Below are 21561 nucleotides of genomic sequence, written 5' to 3' on the forward strand. Positions count from 1 at the left end.
GGGCTACCGAACCACTTCGAGCCAGCCCCGGAAGCGTCGGCCGTCGGTGTAGGTCACGAAGTAATAATACACGCCCGCGCTGCCCTCGCCCGGCCACCGGAACTCCCGGTCGGTTGAGCTGAAAACCTGCTGGCCCCAGCGCGTGAAAACCTGAACGCTCTTGAACTGCGATTCGCAAAAGTTTGGCGGCAGGTCGGGCAGCCGAAATTCATCGTTCTTCCCGTCCCGGTTGGGGGTGATGATGTTGTAGAGCTTCACCGCCAGGGTATCGGGGTTTTTCACCAGCAGGCGCACCCGCTGCTCCTGCGGCAGGGGCCGGCACGTGGCATCCACGAGCCGGAAGGTCACGACCAAGTTGCGACGCAGGTTGGCAGCGGCGCAGCTCACGTCCCACTGAAAGGTGCCAGTGGCTACTCCGACGCCGTTTTGCGCGCTAAAGCGCATGCCAGCGGCGGCCAGGTCAAAGCCTTCGGAGCCATCTTCCGTGGAGCCGGTAGCGGATAGGGTCAGGCCGTCGCGGTCTACGTCGGCTCCGGTGAAAGTGGCGGTGTAAGTCTGGCCTAAGGGCAGCTCCACCAGCGGGATGGTATTGGGCTGCACTACCCGCGGCAGGGTTGAGGCCAGGGTAGGCGGGCGGTTGTCGTAGCGAACAATAATGGGCACCGTAATAGTGACGGCCTGCCGGGTGTTACACGGCGAGGTTGCGGCCGTAAACTGGAAGTTGCGCACCGAGTCGGGGCCCACGGCCCGGCAGTCGACGCGCCACGTGAAGCGCCCGCGCTGCTGGTTGCCCACCGTACCCTGCGACAAGGTGGCACCCAGGTTGGTTGGGTTGAAGCCCTGCCCGCTCATCTCCAGCTGTATGGGGTCGTTGTCGGGGTCGGTGCCTGTCACATCAAAGGTTATCAAATCGCCCACCCGCACACGCAGCGGCAGGGGAGGCCCCGCCGTGCTCACCAGCGTGGGCAACGAGTTGGCGGGCGGCGAAGCAGTGAAGGCCACCCGCACTGTGTCGCGCTTGGGCAGGCTGCAACCGTCGTCGCCCACCACCACATCCAACAGAAAGACGCGGCCCTGGGTATTGATGCATTCCGGGAAGCACAGCGTGGCCGTAAGGGTATCGGGCGCGCCGGGGGTGCGCACCGCACCGCTTGTGGCAGTGGTAAAGCTGGGCATGAGGCCCGTGAAGTTAACTGCACTCAGCGACAGCGACAAACGCGAGTTGGGGTCGGGGTCGGTGAAGCGCACGCGCACGCAGCGATTGCCGCCCTGCACCAGGCGCAGGGTGTCGCGCCCCGGCCGGTAGGGGGCCGCGCTATTGGGGGTCGGCAGCAGCACCATACTGGGCTTGGCGTTGGTGGGGCAATTGAGCACCATGAGCTGGAAGTCGCGGCGGGCTTCGCCAATTTTCTCGCCGTTGCGGTACTCCGAGCAGCGCACCCCAAACACAAACAAGCCCATGTCGGTGGGGCGCACCGTGAGGCGGCCCGTGTTTCGGTCGATGTTCAGGGTGGGGGAGCCCGGAATCTGATTGAGCGTGCTCAGGGGGGGGCGAGTGGGCACACCCGGAATGGTGGGCGCGGGCGGCAGCCAGGTAATTAGTGAATAGGGCGCCGCAGATGCGGCGGCGGGCTTGGGCACGTTGGAGTTGGAACTGCCGTTGAGCGGCGTCACCAAGTCGTACACCAGAGAGTCGCCGTCGGCGTCCTGCCCGCCAAAGTCGTAGTAAAACAGTTCGTCGCGGCAGGCATAATCGGCCAGCGGCGGGAAAATGCGGGGCGTCGAGTCGATGAAAGGCTGCCCGCGCCGCACTACAGCCGGAAACTCCAGGTAAAAAGTTTGGGCGGCGCTGTTGGGCGACACGATGTTGTTGATGCTGTTGTTGCGGCAGCAGCGCTCCACGGCCACGTAATAGCCCTGCGGGTTGTTGTAGGTGCCGGGTGGCAGGGTAATGTTTTTGCTGTAAACCAAGCGCCGCGTGCTGAGCGTGGGCTTGGCGCAGGCCGGGTTGGTGTAGTTGACGAAGGTGTTGGCGGTGAGGGGAAGCAGCACGTTAGTCACGCGCTGGTTGGAGCCTTTCTCGAAGATGCTGGCCGTCAGGTCGGCGTCGAGGGCGCTGGGGCTGCCGTTTGCAGCATCAAAATACAGATTAAGTATCAGGGTGTACGAGTCGCCGGTGTTATGCACCAGTTCCATTTCGCCCCCTACAATGTGGGTGGCTTGTGCTGGCCCGGCCAACAGCAGCCAGGTGCACAAAAACAGCAGCACTGCTGGCCACGCCGGACGCAGGGGAAAAAGGCGAAATGGCATCGGGTAGAGGAAAAAGCGTAATTATTCCAGATTAAGCCGAAATATACGGATGCAGCAGTCAACTTATAGCCTTGGCTGAGCGTTTCCAAATGGCCCGGCGCCCTTAGGCAGGCAGCGTTTTGGGCGATGCCCGGTCTACCTTCGGATTTCTGAATCCCGAATGTCTAACCTGGGTTAGAAATAAATTGTTGACACTGCACTAATCCCTATGCGTCATATTCTTTACGCGCTGCTAAGCTGTAGCTTACTGCTAGCCTCTTCGCCGGTGCGAGCTCAGCAGCCCGCAGCAGCCCCCGCCACGTATGCGCGCTCCCTCACGCAGGCCGAGTTAGAGGGCGGGCGCCTGTGTGCGGCCGCTCACGGGCAGGCCGCCCAGCGCCCGGCCACCGCTTCGGTCACGCACCGCGCCAAGATGGAGCGGTACGACGTGAAGTACTACAAGCTGGACCTGGCGCTGGAAAACACCTCGCTCAATGTATCCGGCTCGGTTTGGATGCGCGTTCGGGTGGGCAGCCAGGCCCTCGACTCGCTGGCCTTTGAGCTGTACCAGGCACCCACGGGCTCGGGCGCCAACGTGGCCACGCTGCGCATCGACTCAGTAGTCGTGAACGGGCGGCGCTCGCCGGGCGTGCGGCGCGCCGGGCCCGATGCCACCGCCAGCCTGGCCCAACCGGCCGCTGCAAACTCCCTCGTCGATGCCCGCATTTACTACCACGGCACGGCCCCCAGCGGTAACTCGGCAGCCATCGGCAATGGCCTCAGCAACCGCAGCTCCGTGAACATTGATACTTATAACGGCGCGCCCACCTTTCCTTATAACGTGACTTGGTCGCTCTCCGAGCCGTTTTCGGCGCACGAGTGGTTTCCGTGCAAGCAGGTGCTCACCGACAAGGCCGACTCTTCCGATGTGTGGGTGACCACCACGCTGCCCAACAAAGTGGCTTCCAACGGCGTGCTGGTGCGCACCGTGCCCGTGGCTGGCAACAAGGTTCGGTACGAGTGGAAATCCCGGCATCCGATTGCCTACTACCTGATTTCGGTGGCGGTGGCGCCCTACCAGGAATACGTGAACTACGCCAACCCGGCGGGCGGGCCTCGCATTCCCATCGTCAACTACGTTTACAATCAAACCTACCTCGACTACTGGAAAACGCGCATCGACCTGACGCCTGGCTTCATTGAGAACTTCTCGTCCCTGGCCGGCCTCTACCCATTTGCCGACGAGAAGTACGGCCACGCCAACGCGCCCCTTTTCGGCGGCATGGAGCACCAGACCATGACCACGCAAGACGGCTTCAGCTTCACCCTCACGGCGCACGAGCTGTTTCACCAGTGGTTTGGCGACAACGTGACCTGCGCCAGCTGGGAGGATATTTGGTTGAACGAAGGCTTCGCTTCCTACGGCGAATACCTTGCGCTGCAGGCCTTTGATACGCCAGCCAACGCTCGGGGGTGGATGAATGAAGCGCACCGTCTCGCCTTGCTCAACTCCGGCAGCGTGTATGTGGCCGACACCACCAGCGTCAATCGTATTTTCGATTACTCCCTCAGCTACAAAAAGGGAGCGGGCGTGGTGCACATGCTGCGCTACCTCCTCAACGACGATACCAAGTTTTTCCGGGCACTGCGGACCTTTCAAAACCAGTTTCGCGGCTCCACGGCCCGCACCGCCGACCTGCAGGCCATTTTCGAGGCCGAGGCTGGGCGGCCACTCGGCTACTTCTTCGAGCAGTGGTTTCGGGGGCGCGGCTACCCCGCTTTTGAAGTGCGCTGGAACCAGGGCGGCAGCAATGTGGTGCTGCGGGTAGACGAAACGGTGTCGCAGCCCACTTTCACGCCGTTTTTTGAAACCGATGTGGACTACCGCCTCACCTTCACCAACGGCACCACCCAAACCGTGCGCCTGCGCCAAGGCCAGGCTTCCGAAACGTTTCAGCTGGCCGTGAACGGCACCGTGGCCAGCGTGGCCGTCGACCCCGACCAATGGCTGCTCGACCGCAGTGTTACGCCCCTGCGCGACAACACCCTGCTGGCCACCCGTGCCGGCGCCGGCCTGCTGCCGCTTACACTTTTCCCCAACCCTTGCCGCGAAGAGCTGTGGCTGGCAGCCTTGCCCGCCTTCAGTGTCAGGGCCGAAGCGTTGGACGCTACCGGGCGCGTAGTGCTGCGGCAGGCCATCGGCACCACCCAACCGCAAGTCGACACCCGTTTGCTGGCTCCGGGCCTCTACTATCTGCGACTGCTAAGCACAGGAGGGGAGTTGGTGGGTCACGGCCGCTTTGTGCGAGAATAAATGCCTATTCGTGAAGAACAACAAAGCCGCTCCTTGCCAAGGAGCGGCTTTGTTGTTCTTAGTAAACTGGATAAGTTTGCAGCCCGCTAGTTTTTAGAATACGTCGTGGTATTCCTGAATGCGGGCTTCAATGGCGTCGTCGGCAGGCGGAGCGTCCAGCAGGGCCTTCAGCAGGTCGTCGAACGAGCGAGCAGGAGTGAACCCTTCTTGGAGCACGGCGTTGCTGGAAACCCGGATAAACACCGGTTGCTCGTTGATGGCCACAAGGTCTACCGTGACCAGGCCGAAGCGCTGGTTGCAATGGCCGGTTTTGGGGCAGTCGGTGGGGTCGGGCTTGAAGAGCTGCTTGAGCGTGAGCTCCCGGTGCGAGCCGTGCTGGCGGGTGCACTGGTCGGCGCAGGCCCGGTGGTAGCCCATCGTGAGCAGGCGCTCGCCGAGGTGTTCGTAGAAGTGCCGAAAGTTACCGGGGCCAATGCTCTGGTCAAACAACAGCATGGCGCCCTGGCGGCCGCTTTCCTGCATCAGCTGCACCTGAAAACCACGCGAGCCCGCCGCCCCGCCTTTCCGCAGGTGGTATGCCTTGAAGTAAGGCCCCAGCCAGTTCAGGTATACCTGCTGCTCTACCCAGCGCGCGTGCCGCTGCGCCTGGGCGGGCGACAGTTTCACGGCTTGCCAAGAGCCCGGAACCCCGTCTTTGGAACGGAAAAGGTTTTGAATAAAATCGAACAAAACGTGGAAAGTTATTGAAGTCAAAACACCCGGCTGGGCAAATAGTTTCTGAGCGCCTCGCTGGCGATGGACCTTTTCAGCACCCGGTAAGCACAAGAATACGCTTGCTCAGGAAGCTGCTCAACTGCACCCCGGGCTTCTTTAGGCTTCTGATATAGCGGCAGCTCCTGCACACTTCAGGCCAGTTCCTAGCAGGCTGTAAACAAAGGGCCGGCCTCCATCAGAAGCCGGCCTGCCGTTTGGTTTTGTGTCGACGGCTGCGGCTATTTTACGCGGGTCCAGGTTTGGGATTTGCCGATGAGCGAGAAGCCGATGTAGCCTTTCACTTCCATGGTGTTGGCGTTCTGCATTTTCATGTAGCACGAATACGACTTGCCCGTTTCGGGGTCGTAGATTTTGCCATCGTCCCACTTGTTGCCCTCGTCGTAGGTGAAGTCTTCCATAAACACCAGCCCCAGCCGCGGACGGGTGCGAAGCTTGGGGTCGGGGTTTTGCGTATCGGTTTTGGGTTTTCCGGTATCCGGGTCGTCCGGAGTGGCCAAGCTCATGATTCTTCCGCACAGCTTGCTGCCGCACTGAAAAATCTCAAACGTCGCTTTCTTGTCGGCCGGCGTCCAGACTCCGAGCGGAGACATGGTTTGGGCCGAAGCCATGCCGGCAACTCCCAAAACGATGGCAACAAGTAAGAGCAGGGTTTTTTTCATCTCGGAAGGAAGGGAGGAGTTTGATTAAAAAGTAAGGGCAATTATTGGCAAGCCATGGGCCAGTGCGGCAAAGGCACTTTGGCAAGTTTACGGCCAAGTTGCGTGCTGATACGGAAGGATGCCCTGGCAGGATGAAAATTGCAAAAAAAATAGGTCTGTAAATCAGGCTTCAAGCTACCATGGGGGCCGATTTGTGAAAAATTAAGTCCCCCGACTTTGAACCTTAGTATCGGCTATTAACTTTACCGTCCAGTAGTGAGTGCTACGGCCCCTCCCAAGCAGCCCTAAGGTGCTGGGCCGCGCGAGGGGGGTTATGTCGAACGTAAAGAAAGGAGGTACAAAATGTCTAGTAGTCCCAAACAAATCCTGCCCAGCCTGTCGAATGTCGTACGCTTCACCGCAGTACGCGCCTAACAACAGCTTCGTGGGGTAGCTCCTAAGGCTTCCCACATTCGGCCAGGTCTTACTCTCAGCAGTGGACGCCGGAACTGTACCCCAGTTTCGCCGCTCGGTAAGATTTGAAGGATTAGATGCCCGGTTAGCCCAGCCGCCCTTTAGTGGGCCGGCAGAGGCGAACCGGGCATCGCTTCGTTTAAGGGGTTTGATAAGAGGGTTGGAAAGGTTGATAGTTTACTTGTAGCTAATGGTCGCCAAGCGCTCAAGTCCTAATCCTGACCTGCCTGCTATCCCCAAAAGAGCTGTTTACCTCGTTGCTCGCTTCTTGACCGGAGCGCTGCTTTTGGCGGACGCCTTGCGCCGTACCGTGGGGGCAGGCTTCTTTTTCGCAACCGTTTTCTTTTGAGCGACGACTTTCTTCTTGGCCACAGTGGCCGTGCTCTTTCGGGCAACACTCTTGCGGCGGGGCAGCACTTTGGGTGGAGCAGCCGCCGGAGCATCATCTGCTTCCACGGCTACGGGCAGGGTGGGCAAGGCCGCTACCGGCGATGCTTTTCGAGCTGCGGGGCCCGTGCGCGCCACGGCCGGAGCACCCGGCCCAACCACGCGCCGCACTTGCATGAAGCGGCGTTCGTAGTCAGTGCCCTCCACCTGACTCACTTTCACCCCCGACTCGCGGCGGGCCGAAGATGAGTGCACAAACCGTATGGGCCCGCTGGGGCCGGCCGTGGTGATGATGCCCGCGTGCCCCGGGGTAGTAGCTGCTTTGTCGGTGCCGGTGAACACCACGATGTCGCCGGGCCGGGCATCGGAGCGGGGCACAGGCTGCCCCACGCTAATAAGCAAGGCCGTGGAGTGGGGCATGGCAATGCCGAAACGGCTGTACACGAACTGCACAAACCCCGAGCAGTCGAAGCCCGTTTCGGGCGTGTTGCCGGCATAGCAGTAGTTGGTGCCGAGCTGCTGCATGGCATAGCGCACAATGCTGTCGCGCTGGGATGCTTCGCCCACCAGCTCACTAGCCTCCCGTGTCGAGGTAAACACGGCCTCCAAGCGGCTATCGTCGGTAGCCGCGGAGTGGCTGACATGGGCCGCCTCCTGAGCTGCCTTGGGCTCCGATGACTTCAGGCGGGGCAGAAGCCCCACCATGGCCAGTATCAGTACCACGAAAATCAGCCAGAGAAAACGCATAATGAAAATGGAAAATGGTGCCGGTGCGTTCTATACGTCCGTTCGCTCCTAACGGCGCAGCTAACTGCTAGGTTGGTGCCAACCCCAAGGACTTACTTTGTGACCTTGATACATCCTAAAACAGTGCTAATGCTCAAAAATTCAAAATCGTTTTTCTGTCAGGCTACCTTGGCTGTGCTGCTGGCCAGTGCATTGCCCGCCGCGGCCACGGCCACTGCAGTGGTGCCCACGCTCCGCTACACGCTGGCCATGCCCGCACCCCAGACCCATTACTTTGAAGTGAAAATGGACCTCGGCGGCTTCCCTGCTGAGTATACCGACGTCAAAATTCCGGTGTGGGCGCCGGGCTCCTACCTGGTGCGGGAGTTTGCCAAAAACGTGGAAGGCTTCCAGGCCCGCACCACCGGCGGCCAGGCCCTGGCCGTGGAAAAACTTAACAAGAATACCTGGCGGGTGCGCCATCCCAAGCAGGCCGATTTTCAGGTGAGCTACAAGGTGTATGCCTATGAACTGACTGTGCGGACCTCGTTTGTCGACGCCGACCACGGCTACCTCAACGGCACCAGCGTGTTCATGTACCCCGCCGACAACAAGATGCTGGGCAGCACCGTGGTGGTGGAGCCCGCCGCGGGCTGGACCAAGGTGAGCACGGCGCTCAAGCCCGCCCCGGGCAAGTTTACCTACAAGGCCGCCAGCTACGACGAGCTGGCCGACTCGCCTATTGAAATTGGCAACCACAAGGTGTTGGAATTCAGCGTTAACGGCACGCCCCACCAGGTAGCCATGTACGGCACCTACACCGCCGACGACACCAAGCTCACGGCCGACCTGAAAAAGGTGTGCGAGGAAGCCCACCGCGTGGTAGGCCAGAACCCGCTCGACCGCTACCTTTTCATTGTGCACAACCTGGAGCGCGGCGGCGGCGGCCTCGAACACCTCAACTCCACCACGCTGGAAGTGAGCCGCACTACCTACGGCACCGAAGCCGGCTACCAGTCGTTTCTGGACCTGGCGGCGCACGAGTACTTCCACCTCTGGAACGTGAAGCGCATCCGGCCGGTGGCCCTGGGGCCGTTTAACTACGACCAGGAGAACTACACCAACATGCTGTGGGTGAGCGAGGGCATGACGTCGTACTACGCCCGCCTTATCAACAAACGCGCAGGCTTTATCTCGCAGGAAACGTACCTAGCCAAGCTCAGCAACGCCATTACGCAGGTAGAGAACACGCCCGGCAACCGCGTACAGTCGGCCGCCGAATCGAGCTTTGATGCCTGGATTAAGGGGTATCGCCAGAATGAAAATTCGAGCAACAGCGAAATCAGCTACTACTCCAAGGGCGACCTTATTGGTGCGATGCTCGACCTGAACATTGCCGAAGCTACCAAAGGCGAGAAGCACCTCGACGACGTGTTCCGCTTCCTCTACGATACATATTATAAGAAAGCGAACCGCGGCTTCACCGATAAGGAGTTTCAGGATGCCGTGGCTACCGTGGCCGGCCGTCGCTACGACGATTTCTTTCAAACCAGTGTGTACGGCACCAAAACCCTGGACTATGCGACTGCCCTCGGCTACGCCGGCCTCACGCTAAGCGTGGCGCCCCTCAACGAAAACGGCACCCTCGGCGCATCATTTGCCAACCGCGCGGGCCGCATTGTGGTAGTGGGTGTGAAGCGCGACGGCGCCGCCTGGAACAGCGGCCTCAACGTGAACGACGAAGTGCTGCTTGTCAACGGCACGGCCCCCAATGAGGAGTCCATCAAGCAGCTGCTCGGCAGCCCGGTAGGCACGGATGTTAAGCTACAGGTGCGCCGCGACGGCCTCACCCGCGACATCGCCCTCAAAGCCGTAGCTGACCCCGACCGGAAGTACACAATTCAGCCCGTAGCCAGTCCCAGCGCTGCGCAGCAGCGCGTGCTGGCCCGCTGGCTCGGCTCAACAAAATAGCGGCTTGATTCGCTAGCTTGGTTAGCCCAGCTTCTAAGTTAGGGTAAAACAAAAGGCCCCGTACAAAGCTGTACGGGGCCTTTTGTATTTATAGTAGACTTGTTCCTGAGTGAAAAGAACGTCATGTCGAGCGCAGCCGAGACATCTCGCGTGGGGTAGTAACTAAATCATGAGGACGATGCGAGCGAGATGTCTCGGCTGCGCTCGACATGACGTTCTTTTTACTCAGAAACAACCTTATGAATGATTTAAACACCAAGTCAGCAGGTCAGATAATGCGCTTCAGCGCCACCTCGCGCACCGGCGCAATTACTAGCGGCACTTTCTCTACTTTCACTGAAGAAGTATCGAGGCCGAAGTATTGGTCTTCCGAAGCAATGAACTGCCGGATGTAGAAGTACGCCTGCATCACGAGCTTTTCCAGGGTGGGGAAGTCGTTCTCAACGCTCAGAAACTTTTGCAGCACTACAAATCGGAAGTCTCCGGTGACGTGCTGCTTGCTCAGCGACTCGTAACGCGAGGTAATGTCCACTTCCTTGTTGCGCACTAGGTCCTCAATCACCTTGCGGAAGTAAAGGTTGATGCGCTGCTGCACCCGGAATCCTAGCCGAAAGTTGATGCGGAACACGTCGTCCTTGGCCACTTCGGTAACCTTGTACTCCATGGTGTAGGGCTCGTCGGTGGTTTCGACGTGGATGAACCAGTAGATGTCGGCCCGCTTGGGGCGCTTCTGGAAGATGGAGTAGATGATTTTCTGCTCAATCTCGGAGTTGCGCTCGGCCGAGGTCAAGAACACCAAGTGGGTCGCGTATTTGGGAATGGATTCATCGTCGCTGAGCTGCTTGAGAGCGTCCACGTAGGGTTCGAGGCGGACAAATTCGGTGAGGCGGCGCTTGATGTAGAATGCTTTCAGCCACACGTACATCACACCAATAAGGGCCACCCCAATGGCCAGCGACACCCAGCCCCCGTGCGGAAACTTGATGAGGTTGGCAACAAGAAACGAGCTCTCAATGATGCCATAGATGATGGCAAAACCATACACCAGCGGCGTGGCTACCCGCTTGGCCCGCAGCCACATGGTGAGCAGAATGGTGGTCATCATCATGGTGAGGGTGATGGCTAGGCCGTAGGCCGCCTCCATGTTTTCCGACTTCTGGAAATACAGCACCACGCCCACGCAGCCCAACAGCAGCAGCCGGTTCATGCTGGGCACGAAAAGCTGCCCCTTCACATCGGTAGGGTAGTTGAGCTTCACTTTGGGCCACATATTGAGCCGTATGGCCTCGGCTACTAGCGTAAACGAGCCCGTGATAAGCGCCTGCGAAGCAATGATGGCCGCAATGGTGGCAATGCCCACCCCAATGAGCAGAAACCACGGCGGCATCAGCTCATAAAAGGGATTGCGCCCGTCCAGCTGCTCGCCCTGGTGGGCAATCAGCCAGCCGCCCTGCCCGAAGTAGTTGAGCAGCAGGCAGGTCTTCACAAATATCCAGCTCACGCGAATGTTGCCCTTGCCGCAATGGCCCAGGTCCGAGTACAGGGCCTCGGCGCCGGTGGTGCACAGAAACACCGCCCCCAGCAGCCAGAAGCCGCCCGGGTACTGCACCAGTAGCTCGTAGGCGTACACGGGGTTTATGGCCCTGAGTATCTCGGGGTGCATGGCAACTCCTTTTATACCCAATATGGCCAGCATGGAAAACCACACCAGCATCATGGGGCCAAAGGCCTTGCCCACAATCTGAGTACCAAAGCTCTGCATGAAGAAAAGCCCCAGCAGAATGGCAATAACGATGGGCACCGTCGGGATGCTGGGGTACACGGCCTGCAGGCCTTCAATGGCCGACGACACCGAAATAGGCGGGGTAATAACGCCATCGGCTAGCAGGGCCGCGCCCCCGATAATGGCCACGGCCGACAGCCACGCCCCGCGGCGGCGCACCAAGGCAAAAAGCGAGAAAATGCCGCCCTCGCCGTTGTTATCCGCATTCAGCGTCAGCAGCACGTACTTGACTGTAGTTTGCAGTGTGAGGGTCCACAGCACGCAGGAAATGCCTCCGTACACCAGCCGCGGGTCAATCAGCCCGGGCACTATGGCTTTCATCACATAGAGCGGCGAGGTCCCGATGTCGCCGTAAATAATGCCGAGGGCAATCAGCAGTCCCGCCCCCGAAACGGCGGTATGCGAATGTTTAGAGTCCATGAAGAATTAGCAACTGTAAGTAGCCGGGCCAGTGCTGTTATTAAAATTTGGCGCGCGAAGGTAGGAGCCAACTCTTCGAGTGTGACGTTGGGCGCGGCCTGCTGTGCGGGCTACTCACTGAGCAATAGCGAATTGTTGAGTTAATTATCCGGCTGCAGGCCTTCGGCTTCGGCCTGAGCAGCGGCTTGGGCGGCTTCGGCGGCCTGGCGGGTGGCCTCGTCGGCGGCAGCCAGCACATAAGCCGCCTCGCGGGCGGCCCAGTCGTGGACGCGAAAAATGCGGCGGTTTACCTCTGCCGTGAGGCGCTGCCAGCCCGCGGTGTCGCCGGGCAGGGCAAAGTTGACCATTTCGCGCCCCAGTCGGTGCAGGCGCAGGCGGTTGGTGCCGCGGTGCCCGTAGGCGAGCAGCAGCGCGGTCAGGGTCATGCCTATCATGGCAGGCCCTGTGCGCAGCCAGTTTTGCAAAAAGGCAATCATCACGCTGGCCAGGCCGATGCTGCCCAGCAGATACCACAGTATCCAGCGCACCGGCGTGAGCTCGGCCCGCTCCAGCTCCAGCAGCAGAAACGAGCGGCCGCGCACGGTGAGTGTGGTGTCGGTGAGCACCACGCGCCCGTCTTCGCTTTGCATGGTGGGCAGCGGAGGTGGCGGTTCGGGCGGCGCCATTTTGGGAGGCGGCCCGGGCTCATAGAAAGGTGCCGATACCAAAGCGGCCCCGGAAGGTTGTTCCGGGGCCACGGGTGGGGTGGGGTCAGCGGGTGGCTGGGCTTCGAGGTCGTTCATGTGCTCAGAAACAGCCATTGTGCTAGTGGTGCGCGACCAAGTGGGCGCACCAGGGCGGGTGGGGGTAGAAGATGTGAATGGATTTTCCACCCCCACGGCGCCTTAGTTATTTACTTTAATCAGCTCCACATCGAAGATGAGGGCCGTGTCGCCAGGGATGTCGCGGCCTGCGCCCCGCTTGCCGTAGGCCAGGTCCGAGGGAATGTAGAGGCGGTACTTCGAGCCTTCGGGCATCAGCTGCAGAGCTTCTGTCCAGCCGGCAATCACGCCGTTGACGGGGAAGGTGGCGGGCTGGCCGCGCTGGTAGCTGCTGTCGAACACGGTGCCGTTAATGAGGGTGCCGTGGTAGTGCGTCGTCACCGACGAACCCAGCGTGGGGGTTTTGCCCGTGCCCTGGGTCAGTACTTCGTACTGCAAGCCGCTGGGCAGGGTGGTCACGCCCGACTTGCTGGCGTTTTGGGCGAGGAAGGCTTCGCCTTCGGCTTTGTTGTTGCTCATGGAATTGGGGTCTTGGGTTTGGTCGTCGTCTTCGGCACCGCCCATCTGCTCCTGCAGCTGCTGCATAGCGGCCTGCATTTGCTCTTGGGTGAGGCGGCTGGGCTGGCCCTGCAAGCCTTCTTTTAGGGCGCCGGCCAGGGTATCGATGTCAAGGTCGAGGCCCTGCTGGGCAAAGTTGCGGGCCAGGTCGCGGCCGATGATGTAGCTCACTTGAGCCTGGTGGGAATCGAGGTTCATGGGCAGGTGTGTGTAGGTAAAGCTGCGGCGGTTTCAGTCCGAAACGTGGTCCGGCAGCGGGTGAAAGAATTGCTCAATGGATTACGCCGTTGCCGGGGCGAAGTTCCAAAAGCCGCGCCGAACCGCTGCAACCGCCGTAATGGCCGAACCCACAACAAAAAGCCCGGCCAATGGGCCGGGCTCTTACCTAAAATAATTGCGCTAAAACGGGGTTAGCCGATAGAATAATGCTTAGCAGTATAAATGCTGGTCGTCGTCGCCGTGGAAGAAGAAGGTCAGGTCCAGGTCGGCCACTTTGGCAGCTAAGTAGCTTACGCCGCCCAGTAAAAGCAGCGAGGAAAACGATAATGCGGTGGTCTTTTTCATTTCTAAGGGCAAAAAAGCCTTAATGGTGATTACTGTGCAAAGATACGAAAATCAAGCCAAAAATGTTATGCATGCAGCGTAAATTAATATTCACTTAACTCATAATCAATGGTAATATGACATAATATCAAAAAAAGTTAATACATTTCTTATTAATCACCATCTTCTTCTGCATCATGACTCTACGCATCAGTAACCTCTCCAAAACGTACGCCAATGGCGTGCGTGCGCTCCACAACGTTTCGCTCACCATTCCGAGTGGCATGTTTGGGCTGCTGGGCCCCAACGGCGCCGGCAAAAGCTCGCTGATGCGCACCATTGCCACCCTGCAGGAGCCCGACAGCGGCGGCATCATGCTGGGCGAAATCGACGTGCTGACGCAAAAGGACGCTGTACGTCGGGTGCTGGGCTACCTGCCCCAGGAATTCGGCCTTTACCCCAGCATTTCGGCCGAGGTGCTGCTCGATTATTTTGCCGGCCTCAAGGGCATTCGCGACAACCAGGAACGCAAGCTGGCGGTGGAAAGCCTGCTGCACCAAACCAACTTGTGGGCGGCCCGCAAGAAAGCCGTGGGCGGCTACTCGGGCGGCATGCGGCAGCGCTTCGGCATTGCGGTGGCGCTGCTGGGCTCGCCGCAGCTCATCATCGTGGACGAGCCCACGGCCGGCCTCGACCCCACCGAGCGCAACCGCTTCCTGGATTTGCTGAGCGAGATAGGGGAGAACGTGGTGGTGATTCTCAGCACCCATATTGTAGAAGATGTGACCGAGCTGTGCCCCAACATGGCCATCATTGCGGGCGGCGAAGTGGTGGCCACGGGCTCGCCCAATGACGTGATTGGTGAAATCCGAGGCAAAGTTTACCGCACCAAAACGGAAAAAGTGGCCCTGGCACAGCTGAAATCCGACTATGAGGTGATTTCCTCGAAGCTGGTTGCCGGCCAGCCCATCGTGCGGGTGTTTAGCGAGCAGCCCATCAACGGGCAGTTCCAGCCCGCCGAGGCCACACTGGAAGACGTGTATTTCCATAGCCTGGCACGGAAGCAATTGGCAATGAACAATGAGCAGTGAGCAATGGGAGGAGGGCGGAGGGTACGCGAGCAATAAGTCCATTGCTCATTCTTCATTACTCATTGTCAATTGAAAACCATGTTCGCACACATTTTCGCTTTCGAACTGCGCTACCGCTTCACGCAGCCCAGCACCTATCTGTACTTCGGCGTATTTGCGCTGTTTGGGTTTTTGTCGCAGACAGTAAACGACTTCGGCTTTGCCAGCGCCAAGGTGCACGTCAATTCGCCCGATGCGCTGGCGCAGCTGCACTTCATTGCCTCTATTTTGGGCATGTTTGTGACGGCGGCCATCCTAGGCACGCCCATCTACCGCGACGACAAGGAGGGCATGACGGGCCTCGTGTACACCACGCAGCTGACCAAACCCGCTTATTTGAGCGGGCGGTTTCTGGGGTCGCTGCTGGCCATTTGGTTCATTATGAGCGGCATTTCGGTGGGCGCGCTGCTGGGCATGCTCATGCCCTGGGTCGACGCCGAAAAGCTGGGCCCAGTGATGCCGCTGGCGCTGTTGGCGCCGCTGGTGGCCGGGGCTTGGGTAAATGCCTTTTTTGCGGGCTGCATCTTCTTTGCGGCGTACCTGCTGTTTCGCTCGCCGCTGGTGGTGTATCTGGGTGGCATTGTGCTATTTGTGCTCTACCAGGTTTCGCTCACGTTTTCGAGCCGGGTGAGCAGCGACCACCTTTTTTCGCAGCTCGACCCGTTTGGACTGGTGGCCAAAAACATAGATGCCAACTACTGGACGGTGGCTGAGCGCAACAGCAAGCTGGCGAATTTTCTTGGTGGCGAATTGCTGCAAAACCGAATAACCTGGGCCGGCGTGGGCTTGGTAATCCTGTTCGCGGCTTGCGCGTTTTTCCGGTTGGGCCAGGCCAAGACCCGGGTGAAAAAGCAAGCTGCTGATTTAGCACCGATACCAACCGGCGCGGTAGGGCTGCGTAGGTCGCCCCAACAGTTTGGCAACGGACTAGCAATGTGGCAGCTGCGGCAGTTGACGAAGGTGCAGTTTCTGAACGTGGTGCGGGCCTGGCCGTTTCGGGTGCTGGCCTTGCTAGGTATCGTGTTTGTACTCTTCAATGCCTACTACACGTATCAGGACACGCGCGGCATTCAGATGCCAGTAACCTACCTGATTTTGAACATGCTGAACAGCAATTACACGCTGTTTTCGCTGCTCATTGTTATTATTTACGCCGGCGAGCTGGTGTGGCGAGAGCGGGACACCAAGCTGCAACTGGTATTCGATGCGTTGCCGTTTTCGACCTGGGTGCCGTTTCTGAGCAAGCTGCTGGCGCTGCTGGCTGTGCAGGTGGTGCTCACCCTGGTGATGGACGGCGTGGGCATTGCCATTCAGCTTTACCGGGCGCCCGCCTTGGTCGAGCCTCTACTCTATTTCAAGGACTTCGCCTTGCAACTGGCCAATTTGACGGTGCTCTGTGCCCTAGCCATGACCGTGCAAACGGTGGTGAACCACAAGTACGTGGGCCACGCCATCATGATGGTGTACTACGGCGTGGTGTTTCTGCTGGCCGATGCGCTGGGCCTGCACCATGGGCTGCTGAAGTTTGGGGCCGCCGTGCCCTACACCTATTCCGACATGAACGGCTATGGGCACCTGGTAGCGCCGCTGCTGGCCATCAACGCATATTACCTGGCCGGGGCGCTGGTGTTGGTGCTGCTCACGGGCCTGCTCTGGGTGCGCGGCAACGATACCGACCTGCGCGCCCGTGGCCGGCTGTTTGGGCAGCGGCTGCGCGGGGCGGGCATGCGGCCGGCCCTGGCCGCGGGGCTGGTGGTGCTGTTTGTGGCCGGTGGCTGGGTGTTCTATAACGCCAACATCATCAACGAATTTGTGACGCCCAAGGCCCTGGAGGCCCGCCAGGCCAATGCCGAGCGTCAGTACAAGCGCTACGAAAACCTACTGCAGCCCAGAATGGTGGCCGTAACCCTAAACGCCGACCTGTACCCCACGGCCAGCCCGCGCGGCTACCGTATGCACGGCGCCTACACGCTGCGTAACAAGGCCAGCCGGGGCATTGATACCCTTTTCATCAACTACAACCCCAGTCGCAGCGTCCGGAACCAGCTCAGCCTGAGTCGGGCCGCCAAGGTGCTAACGGACGACCCCGTGGCCGGCGTGCGCCTCTACCGCCTGGCCCAGCCCCTGGCGCCCGGCGACTCGCTCGACCTGCAATACGATGTATCGTACTGGGCCAACGGCTTTACCTCGCGCCTCAAAGACAACGGCGTGTTCAACTGGGCCTCCATCTCGCCCGAAGACCGGCTCACGGCCAACGGCACTTTCCTCGACGACCCCGGCCTGCGCATAGGCTACCTGCGGGGTGCCGAGATGGAAGACGACGACGTGCGCAAGCGCAACGGCCTCAAGCCCAAGGAGCGCGCCCTCCCGCTCAACGACCCGCGCGGCCGCTCCGAGTGCGAGTTCGGCCCTGAGTTTGACTACGTGCGCTACCAGGCCACCGTCAGCACCGACCCCGACCAGATTGCCATCACGCCCGGCTACCTTCAAAAGGAGTGGCTGCAAAACGGCCGCCGCTACTTCCGCTACCAGATGGACCAGCCCATGCTGCCCATGATTTCGGTGCTCTCGGCCCGCTACCAGGTGCACCGCGAAAGCTGGCAAAACCCCGCTGGCGGCCCGCCCGTGGCCATCGAAATCTACCACGACCCCAAGCACGCCTACAACGTGAAGCGCATGGCCGAGGCCTTGCGCAAGGCCTTGCCGTACTACACGGCCGCCTTTGGCCCCTACCAGTACCGACAGATTCGGGTGCTGGAGTTTCCGCGCTATAAGTCCTTTGCCCAGAGTTTCCCCAACACGGTGCCGTTTTCGGAAGGCGCCGGTTTTATCGACGACCTCCGCGACCCGACCAAGCCCGATTTGGCCTTCTTCATCACCAACCACGAGCTGGCCCACCAGTGGTGGGGCCACCAGCTGGTGGGCGCCAACGTGCAGGGCAGCAGCATGCTGGTAGAATCGTTGGCCGAATACTCCGCCATCATGACGGCCAAGCACGAGTTCACGCCCGAAAAGATGCAGCAATTCATGCGCCGCGAGCTCGACAACTACCTGCGGGGCCGACGCCAGGAGCGCAAGAAGGAGCAGCCGCTCATGCTCTGCGAGTCGCAGCCCTACATTCATTACTACAAGGGTGGCATGGTGTTCTACGCCCTGCAGGACTACATCGGCGAGGATAAACTGAACGGTGCCCTGCGGGCATTCATCACTAAAAACCGTTACCAGACCCGCCCGTACCCCAACTCGGCCGACCTGATGACCTACCTGCACCAGGCCACGCCCGATTCGCTGCAGTATTTGCTGCACGACATGTTCGAGACCATCACGCTCTACAAAAACGAGCTCAAAACCGCTACCTACACCCCGCGCCCCGATGGCAAGTTCGACGTCAGCCTCACCATCAAGGCCGAAAAGCTACGGGCCGACAGCCTGGGCAACGAAAAGTCTATCGCCATGGCCGACTACATCGACCTCGGCATTTTCGGACCCGATAAGTCACTGGGCGAAGCCTGGGATGTGCGCGGGAAGCCGCTGTTCCTCAAAAAAGTGAAGCTCACCAAGCCCGAAACCACGTTTCATTTCGTGGTGAATGAGAAACCTGCCAAAGCCGGCGTAGACCCCTACCAGAAGCTGATTGAACGGTATTACTACGACAATGTGAAGCCGCTGGATGAGCAAAAACCAAGCTCGAAGCCAGTAGCGCTGAAGTAGCCCGTAGCGCGGACTCTGCGAGTCCGCGTCGGCGTGTGGTCGAGTCCGCATTGGGGTCGGGAAGATTGCGCGCCCGTCACGCGGACTCGCAGAGTCCGCGCTACATTCCAAAGCCTGCTACCTCCCGCACCGCACCCGGCGCTAAATCACCGAGCCAAATATCACCTACTCGAACCCGAATTAGTCGCAGGGTGGGAAAGCCCACGGCCGCCGTCATTTTCCTGACCTGTCGGTATTTGCCTTCGGTAAGGGTGATGGAAACCCAACTGGTGGGGCCGTGGCGGTCGTCGCGAATTTTGCGGGTGCGCGGGGCAAAGGCAGGGGCGGGGTCCAGGCGGCGCGCCGTGCAGGGCGTGGTCAGGTAGCGCACGTTGTGAATGCCAATCTCGACGCCGGTTTGGAGTTGGTTAATGGCAGCGTCTTCAATCAGACCGTCGACCTGGGCGTAGTATTCCTTCTCAATCTTTTTGCTGCGCACCAATTCGCTCATGCGGCCATCGGTGGTGAGCAGGAGGAGGCCTTCGCTGTCTTCGTCGAGTCGGCCTATGGCCATGATGCCCTCGGGAAAGTCATGGAATTCGCCCAGCTTTTTCTTTTTGGCCTCGCCAATAAACTGGCTGAGGTAGCCGTAGGGCTTGTGAATGAGGAAATGGCGGTGGGTTGATGGCTCTGTTTGGGGAGACATGGAAGCATTAAGTGAAACACCTGCGGCGGAAGTAGCGCAACTACTTACAGGGTGAGGCGGTAAATCATGAGGGCCGCCCGCTGCACCAGCAGCGGAAATTCCTTAAGGTTGATGGTTTCGCCGGCCGCGTGGGCGCCCTTGCCCGACACGCCCAGGCCGTCGAGGCAATCGACGTATTGGGCCACGTAGGAAATGTCGCCGCCGCCGCGCGAGCCGGGGTCGCCGGCCGCCACGGCGCCGTAGCCCAGGTCGCGGCTTACCTGGTCGGCGAGGGCGGCCAGCTTTTGGTTGCCGGGCGTGGGGGCCATGCCGGGCAGGCCGTCGGTGAAAGTGATTTCGGCCCGGGTCTTGTTAAGGCTTTGGACCACAATGGCGCGCATTTTTTCGCGGGCGGCCTCTTTTTGGGTTTCGGTTAGGAAGCGCAAGTCGCCGGTTACGGTAGCACCGGGTGCAATGATGTTGGTTTTGCCCACCACTTCGCCGCGAGCCTTGGCTTCGTCGTAGCTCACTTCGGAGCCCCCCACCATCAGGCCGGGGTTGAAGGTGAGGTATTGCTCCTGGCTCAAGGTTTCGCGGAAGGAGTTGAGAATGCGGGCGGCTTCGTAAATGGCCCCATCGCCCACAGCTGGCTTGAAAACGCCCGAGGAGTGGGCGGCCGTGCCGTAGGTTTTCAGCAGCCAGGTGCTAGAGCCGCGCCGGGCCGTGGCTACGGTGTGCAGGTTGGTGGCGGTTTCGAAGGCTAAGGCTACTTCGGCCTGCTTGGCGCGAGCAATAAAGTCGGCGCGGCTTTCGGGGCCCTTGCCGCCGCGCTCTTCGTCGCCAGTGAAATAGGCGGTGATATTGGCGTCTTTCATGAGGCCGTTGGCGTGCAGAGCCTGCAGGGCGGCCAGTATCACCACGTTGCCGCCCTTCATGTCGTTCACGCCCTGGCCGGTGGCCGTGGAGTCATTCAGGCGGGTGAACTTGGTGAAAGGCATGTCCAGCTCAAACACCGTGTCGAGGTGGCCAATCAGGAAGAGCTTCTTGCCCTTTTTGCCCTTGCGCTGGGCCACGAGGTGGCCGGCCCGCTGCATGGTTTCAGGCATAGACACCCACTCGGTTTTGAAGCCAATGGCGTCGAACTCTTTCTGAAAAACGGTGCCGACTTCCCGCACTCCTTTCACGTTAAGCGTACCGCTGTTGATGTTGACCACCTGCTCCAGCAGCTTCTCCGACTGCGGCATGTTTTGCTGCACCGAAGCCACAATTTTGCGCTCGGTGGCCGTGAGTTTTTGCGCCAATGCGGCGTGGCTGCAGACTATGGCAGCAGCTAGGAGTAACTTTTTCACAAACAGATAAATCAGGGGTTACCGTATTTGCTCAAAAGTAAAGCAATACCCAGCTTGTGCTTGTGATATGACAAAGCACTACAGTTTCGCCCCTGGTCCGACATCCTAGGCGTCCGACCGGTTGTTATTAGGCCTTTGGGCACGGATGTGCTGGCAATAACCGGTCGGACGCCTAGGGCGTCGGACCGGCAGGCATGCTATGCTGCTGAAGCTGCGCAGGGCAGTGCGTCTAGTCTTACTTCACTGCAGGTTGCCGAAGCCCCCGAATGTTTTCAGCCACTTCCACCATTGGGGCCACCCAAATGTCCTTTTCGTGGGCCTTGAGGTAGCGGAGCAACTGGCGATGCGCCTGCAGGTCTACGTTCAGACCGTGGCCGCCCCCCACGCCGTGAAACAGAAACACCAGTAACGTGCGCGACTGTTGGGCCTTCTTCACCAAGTCGATTAGGTACTCGGCCGACTGGCCGTTTATCATGTAGCTGTTGATGTTGGCCAGGTTGACCTGCGCGGGCGTCTGCAGGCCCGCGCTCACGCCCCGCGCAGCCACGAAATCATTTTGCAGCTGGTCGTAAAAGGCCACGTTCCCAATTTTCAGGTCGCCGCAGGGGTAGGCAAACGTGCGCTTGGTCTTGCCATCGATGGCCGTGAGAAGGGTGTTGTTGGTGCGAATCTCGCTCACGGCCCGGCTGACGGTGTACTTACTCAGGTCGTTGTCGGGCGTGACGAAGCTGCGGCCCGGCAGGCTGCCGTCGCAGGGGTGAAACAAGGCGTGATTGCCCAATTCGTGCCCACGCTTGGCGGCCTGTCGCCATTCCGGAAGCCGGCGCGCCACCACCGGCGACGACCCAATCAGGTAGAACGTGCCGCGCAGCTGCAGGGAGTCGAGCGCGGGCACGGCGTTGTCGAGGTCCACGTCGATGGCATCGTCGTAGGTCAGCACCACGGCGCACTGCTTGTTGTTCCAGGGGCCGCCAGCTTGGGCGTGTGCCCCAGCAACGAACAAGAGAGAGTAAGCAGCGGCCAGCGCTAGCAGCCTGCGGGGGTAGTTCATGAAAGGATGGGCTTATTG

The 21561-nt window shown here is 60.0% G+C and carries 15 protein-coding genes; 4 read left to right on the forward strand and 11 right to left on the reverse strand.

Going from position 1 to position 21561, the window contains the following annotated elements:
- Nucleotides 1-3: 3 nt before the first annotated feature.
- Nucleotides 4-2310, reverse strand: coding sequence for a T9SS type B sorting domain-containing protein (locus BMZ66_RS02745; RefSeq protein ID WP_092668699.1), 2307 nt, complete (start codon nt 2308-2310; stop codon nt 4-6).
- Between the two features lie 208 nt (nt 2311-2518).
- Between BMZ66_RS02745 and BMZ66_RS02750 the strand changes: the two genes are divergently transcribed.
- The gene (locus BMZ66_RS02750) at nt 2519-4603 is read left to right on the forward strand and encodes a M1 family metallopeptidase (protein WP_092668701.1); all 2085 of its coding nucleotides are present in this window, start codon (nt 2519-2521) and stop codon (nt 4601-4603) included.
- 93 nt (nt 4604-4696) lie between these two features.
- Here the strand turns inward: BMZ66_RS02750 and BMZ66_RS02755 are convergent, their stop codons facing one another.
- From BMZ66_RS02755 to BMZ66_RS02765, 3 genes are all read right to left on the reverse strand, one after another.
- Nucleotides 4697-5269, reverse strand: coding sequence for a hypothetical protein (locus BMZ66_RS02755; RefSeq protein ID WP_143080020.1), 573 nt, complete (start codon nt 5267-5269; stop codon nt 4697-4699).
- A gap of 326 nt (nt 5270-5595) precedes the next feature.
- Entirely contained in the window at nt 5596-6036 is a 441-nt protein-coding gene (locus tag BMZ66_RS02760; RefSeq protein ID WP_092668725.1) for a DUF2147 domain-containing protein, read from the reverse strand.
- Nucleotides 6037-6738: 702 nt separating this feature from the next.
- The gene (locus BMZ66_RS02765; protein ID WP_092668727.1) at nt 6739-7623 is read right to left on the reverse strand and encodes a C40 family peptidase; all 885 of its coding nucleotides are present in this window, start codon (nt 7621-7623) and stop codon (nt 6739-6741) included.
- A 129-nt stretch (nt 7624-7752) separates the two neighbouring features.
- Here BMZ66_RS02765 and BMZ66_RS02770 point away from each other — a divergent pair, with 129 nt between their 5' ends.
- Nucleotides 7753-9573 carry a M61 family metallopeptidase gene (locus BMZ66_RS02770; protein WP_234794951.1) on the forward strand — a complete coding sequence of 607 codons (1821 nt, stop codon included), beginning with the start codon at nt 7753-7755 and terminating at the stop codon, nt 9571-9573.
- Between the two features lie 268 nt (nt 9574-9841).
- Here the strand turns inward: BMZ66_RS02770 and BMZ66_RS02775 are convergent, their stop codons facing one another.
- From BMZ66_RS02775 to BMZ66_RS26230, 4 genes are all read right to left on the reverse strand, one after another.
- Entirely contained in the window at nt 9842-11776 is a 1935-nt protein-coding gene (locus BMZ66_RS02775; RefSeq protein WP_092668729.1) for a KUP/HAK/KT family potassium transporter, read from the reverse strand.
- 140 nt (nt 11777-11916) lie between these two features.
- The gene (locus tag BMZ66_RS02780) at nt 11917-12576 is read right to left on the reverse strand and encodes a hypothetical protein (protein ID WP_143080021.1); all 660 of its coding nucleotides are present in this window, start codon (nt 12574-12576) and stop codon (nt 11917-11919) included.
- A gap of 84 nt (nt 12577-12660) precedes the next feature.
- A complete protein-coding gene (bamJ, locus tag BMZ66_RS02785) occupies nt 12661-13293 on the reverse strand; it encodes a BamJ family beta-barrel-assembly machinery protein (RefSeq protein ID WP_177204568.1) in 633 nt (210 codons plus the stop codon).
- Between the two features lie 231 nt (nt 13294-13524).
- Entirely contained in the window at nt 13525-13659 is a 135-nt protein-coding gene (locus BMZ66_RS26230; RefSeq protein ID WP_262507565.1) for a hypothetical protein, read from the reverse strand.
- Between the two features lie 176 nt (nt 13660-13835).
- On the opposite strand from BMZ66_RS26230, the gene BMZ66_RS02790 reads away from it, so the two are divergent.
- Nucleotides 13836-14729, forward strand: a complete 894-nt coding sequence (locus BMZ66_RS02790) for an ABC transporter ATP-binding protein (RefSeq protein ID WP_092668735.1) — start codon at nt 13836-13838, stop codon at nt 14727-14729.
- A gap of 78 nt (nt 14730-14807) precedes the next feature.
- Entirely contained in the window at nt 14808-18479 is a 3672-nt protein-coding gene (locus BMZ66_RS02795) for an ABC transporter permease/M1 family aminopeptidase (RefSeq protein ID WP_143080022.1), read from the forward strand.
- Nucleotides 18480-18579: 100 nt separating this feature from the next.
- On the opposite strand, the gene BMZ66_RS02800 is transcribed toward BMZ66_RS02795, so the two are convergent.
- The 3 genes from BMZ66_RS02800 to BMZ66_RS02810 all read right to left on the reverse strand — a co-directional run bounded on the left by BMZ66_RS02800 (nt 18580) and on the right by BMZ66_RS02810 (nt 21543).
- A complete protein-coding gene (locus BMZ66_RS02800) occupies nt 18580-19164 on the reverse strand; it encodes a pseudouridine synthase (RefSeq protein ID WP_092668739.1) in 585 nt (194 codons plus the stop codon).
- Nucleotides 19165-19208: 44 nt separating this feature from the next.
- Nucleotides 19209-20492 carry a M20/M25/M40 family metallo-hydrolase gene (locus tag BMZ66_RS02805; protein ID WP_092668741.1) on the reverse strand — a complete coding sequence of 428 codons (1284 nt, stop codon included), beginning with the start codon at nt 20490-20492 and terminating at the stop codon, nt 19209-19211.
- A gap of 235 nt (nt 20493-20727) precedes the next feature.
- Nucleotides 20728-21543 (reverse strand): polysaccharide deacetylase family protein, encoded by an 816-nt coding sequence (locus tag BMZ66_RS02810; protein WP_092668743.1) that lies wholly within the window; start codon nt 21541-21543, stop codon nt 20728-20730.
- Nucleotides 21544-21561: the final 18 nt, after the last annotated feature.

It is taken from the genome of Hymenobacter arizonensis, from assembly GCF_900115775.1.
GTDB classification, from domain to species: domain Bacteria; phylum Bacteroidota; class Bacteroidia; order Cytophagales; family Hymenobacteraceae; genus Hymenobacter; species Hymenobacter arizonensis.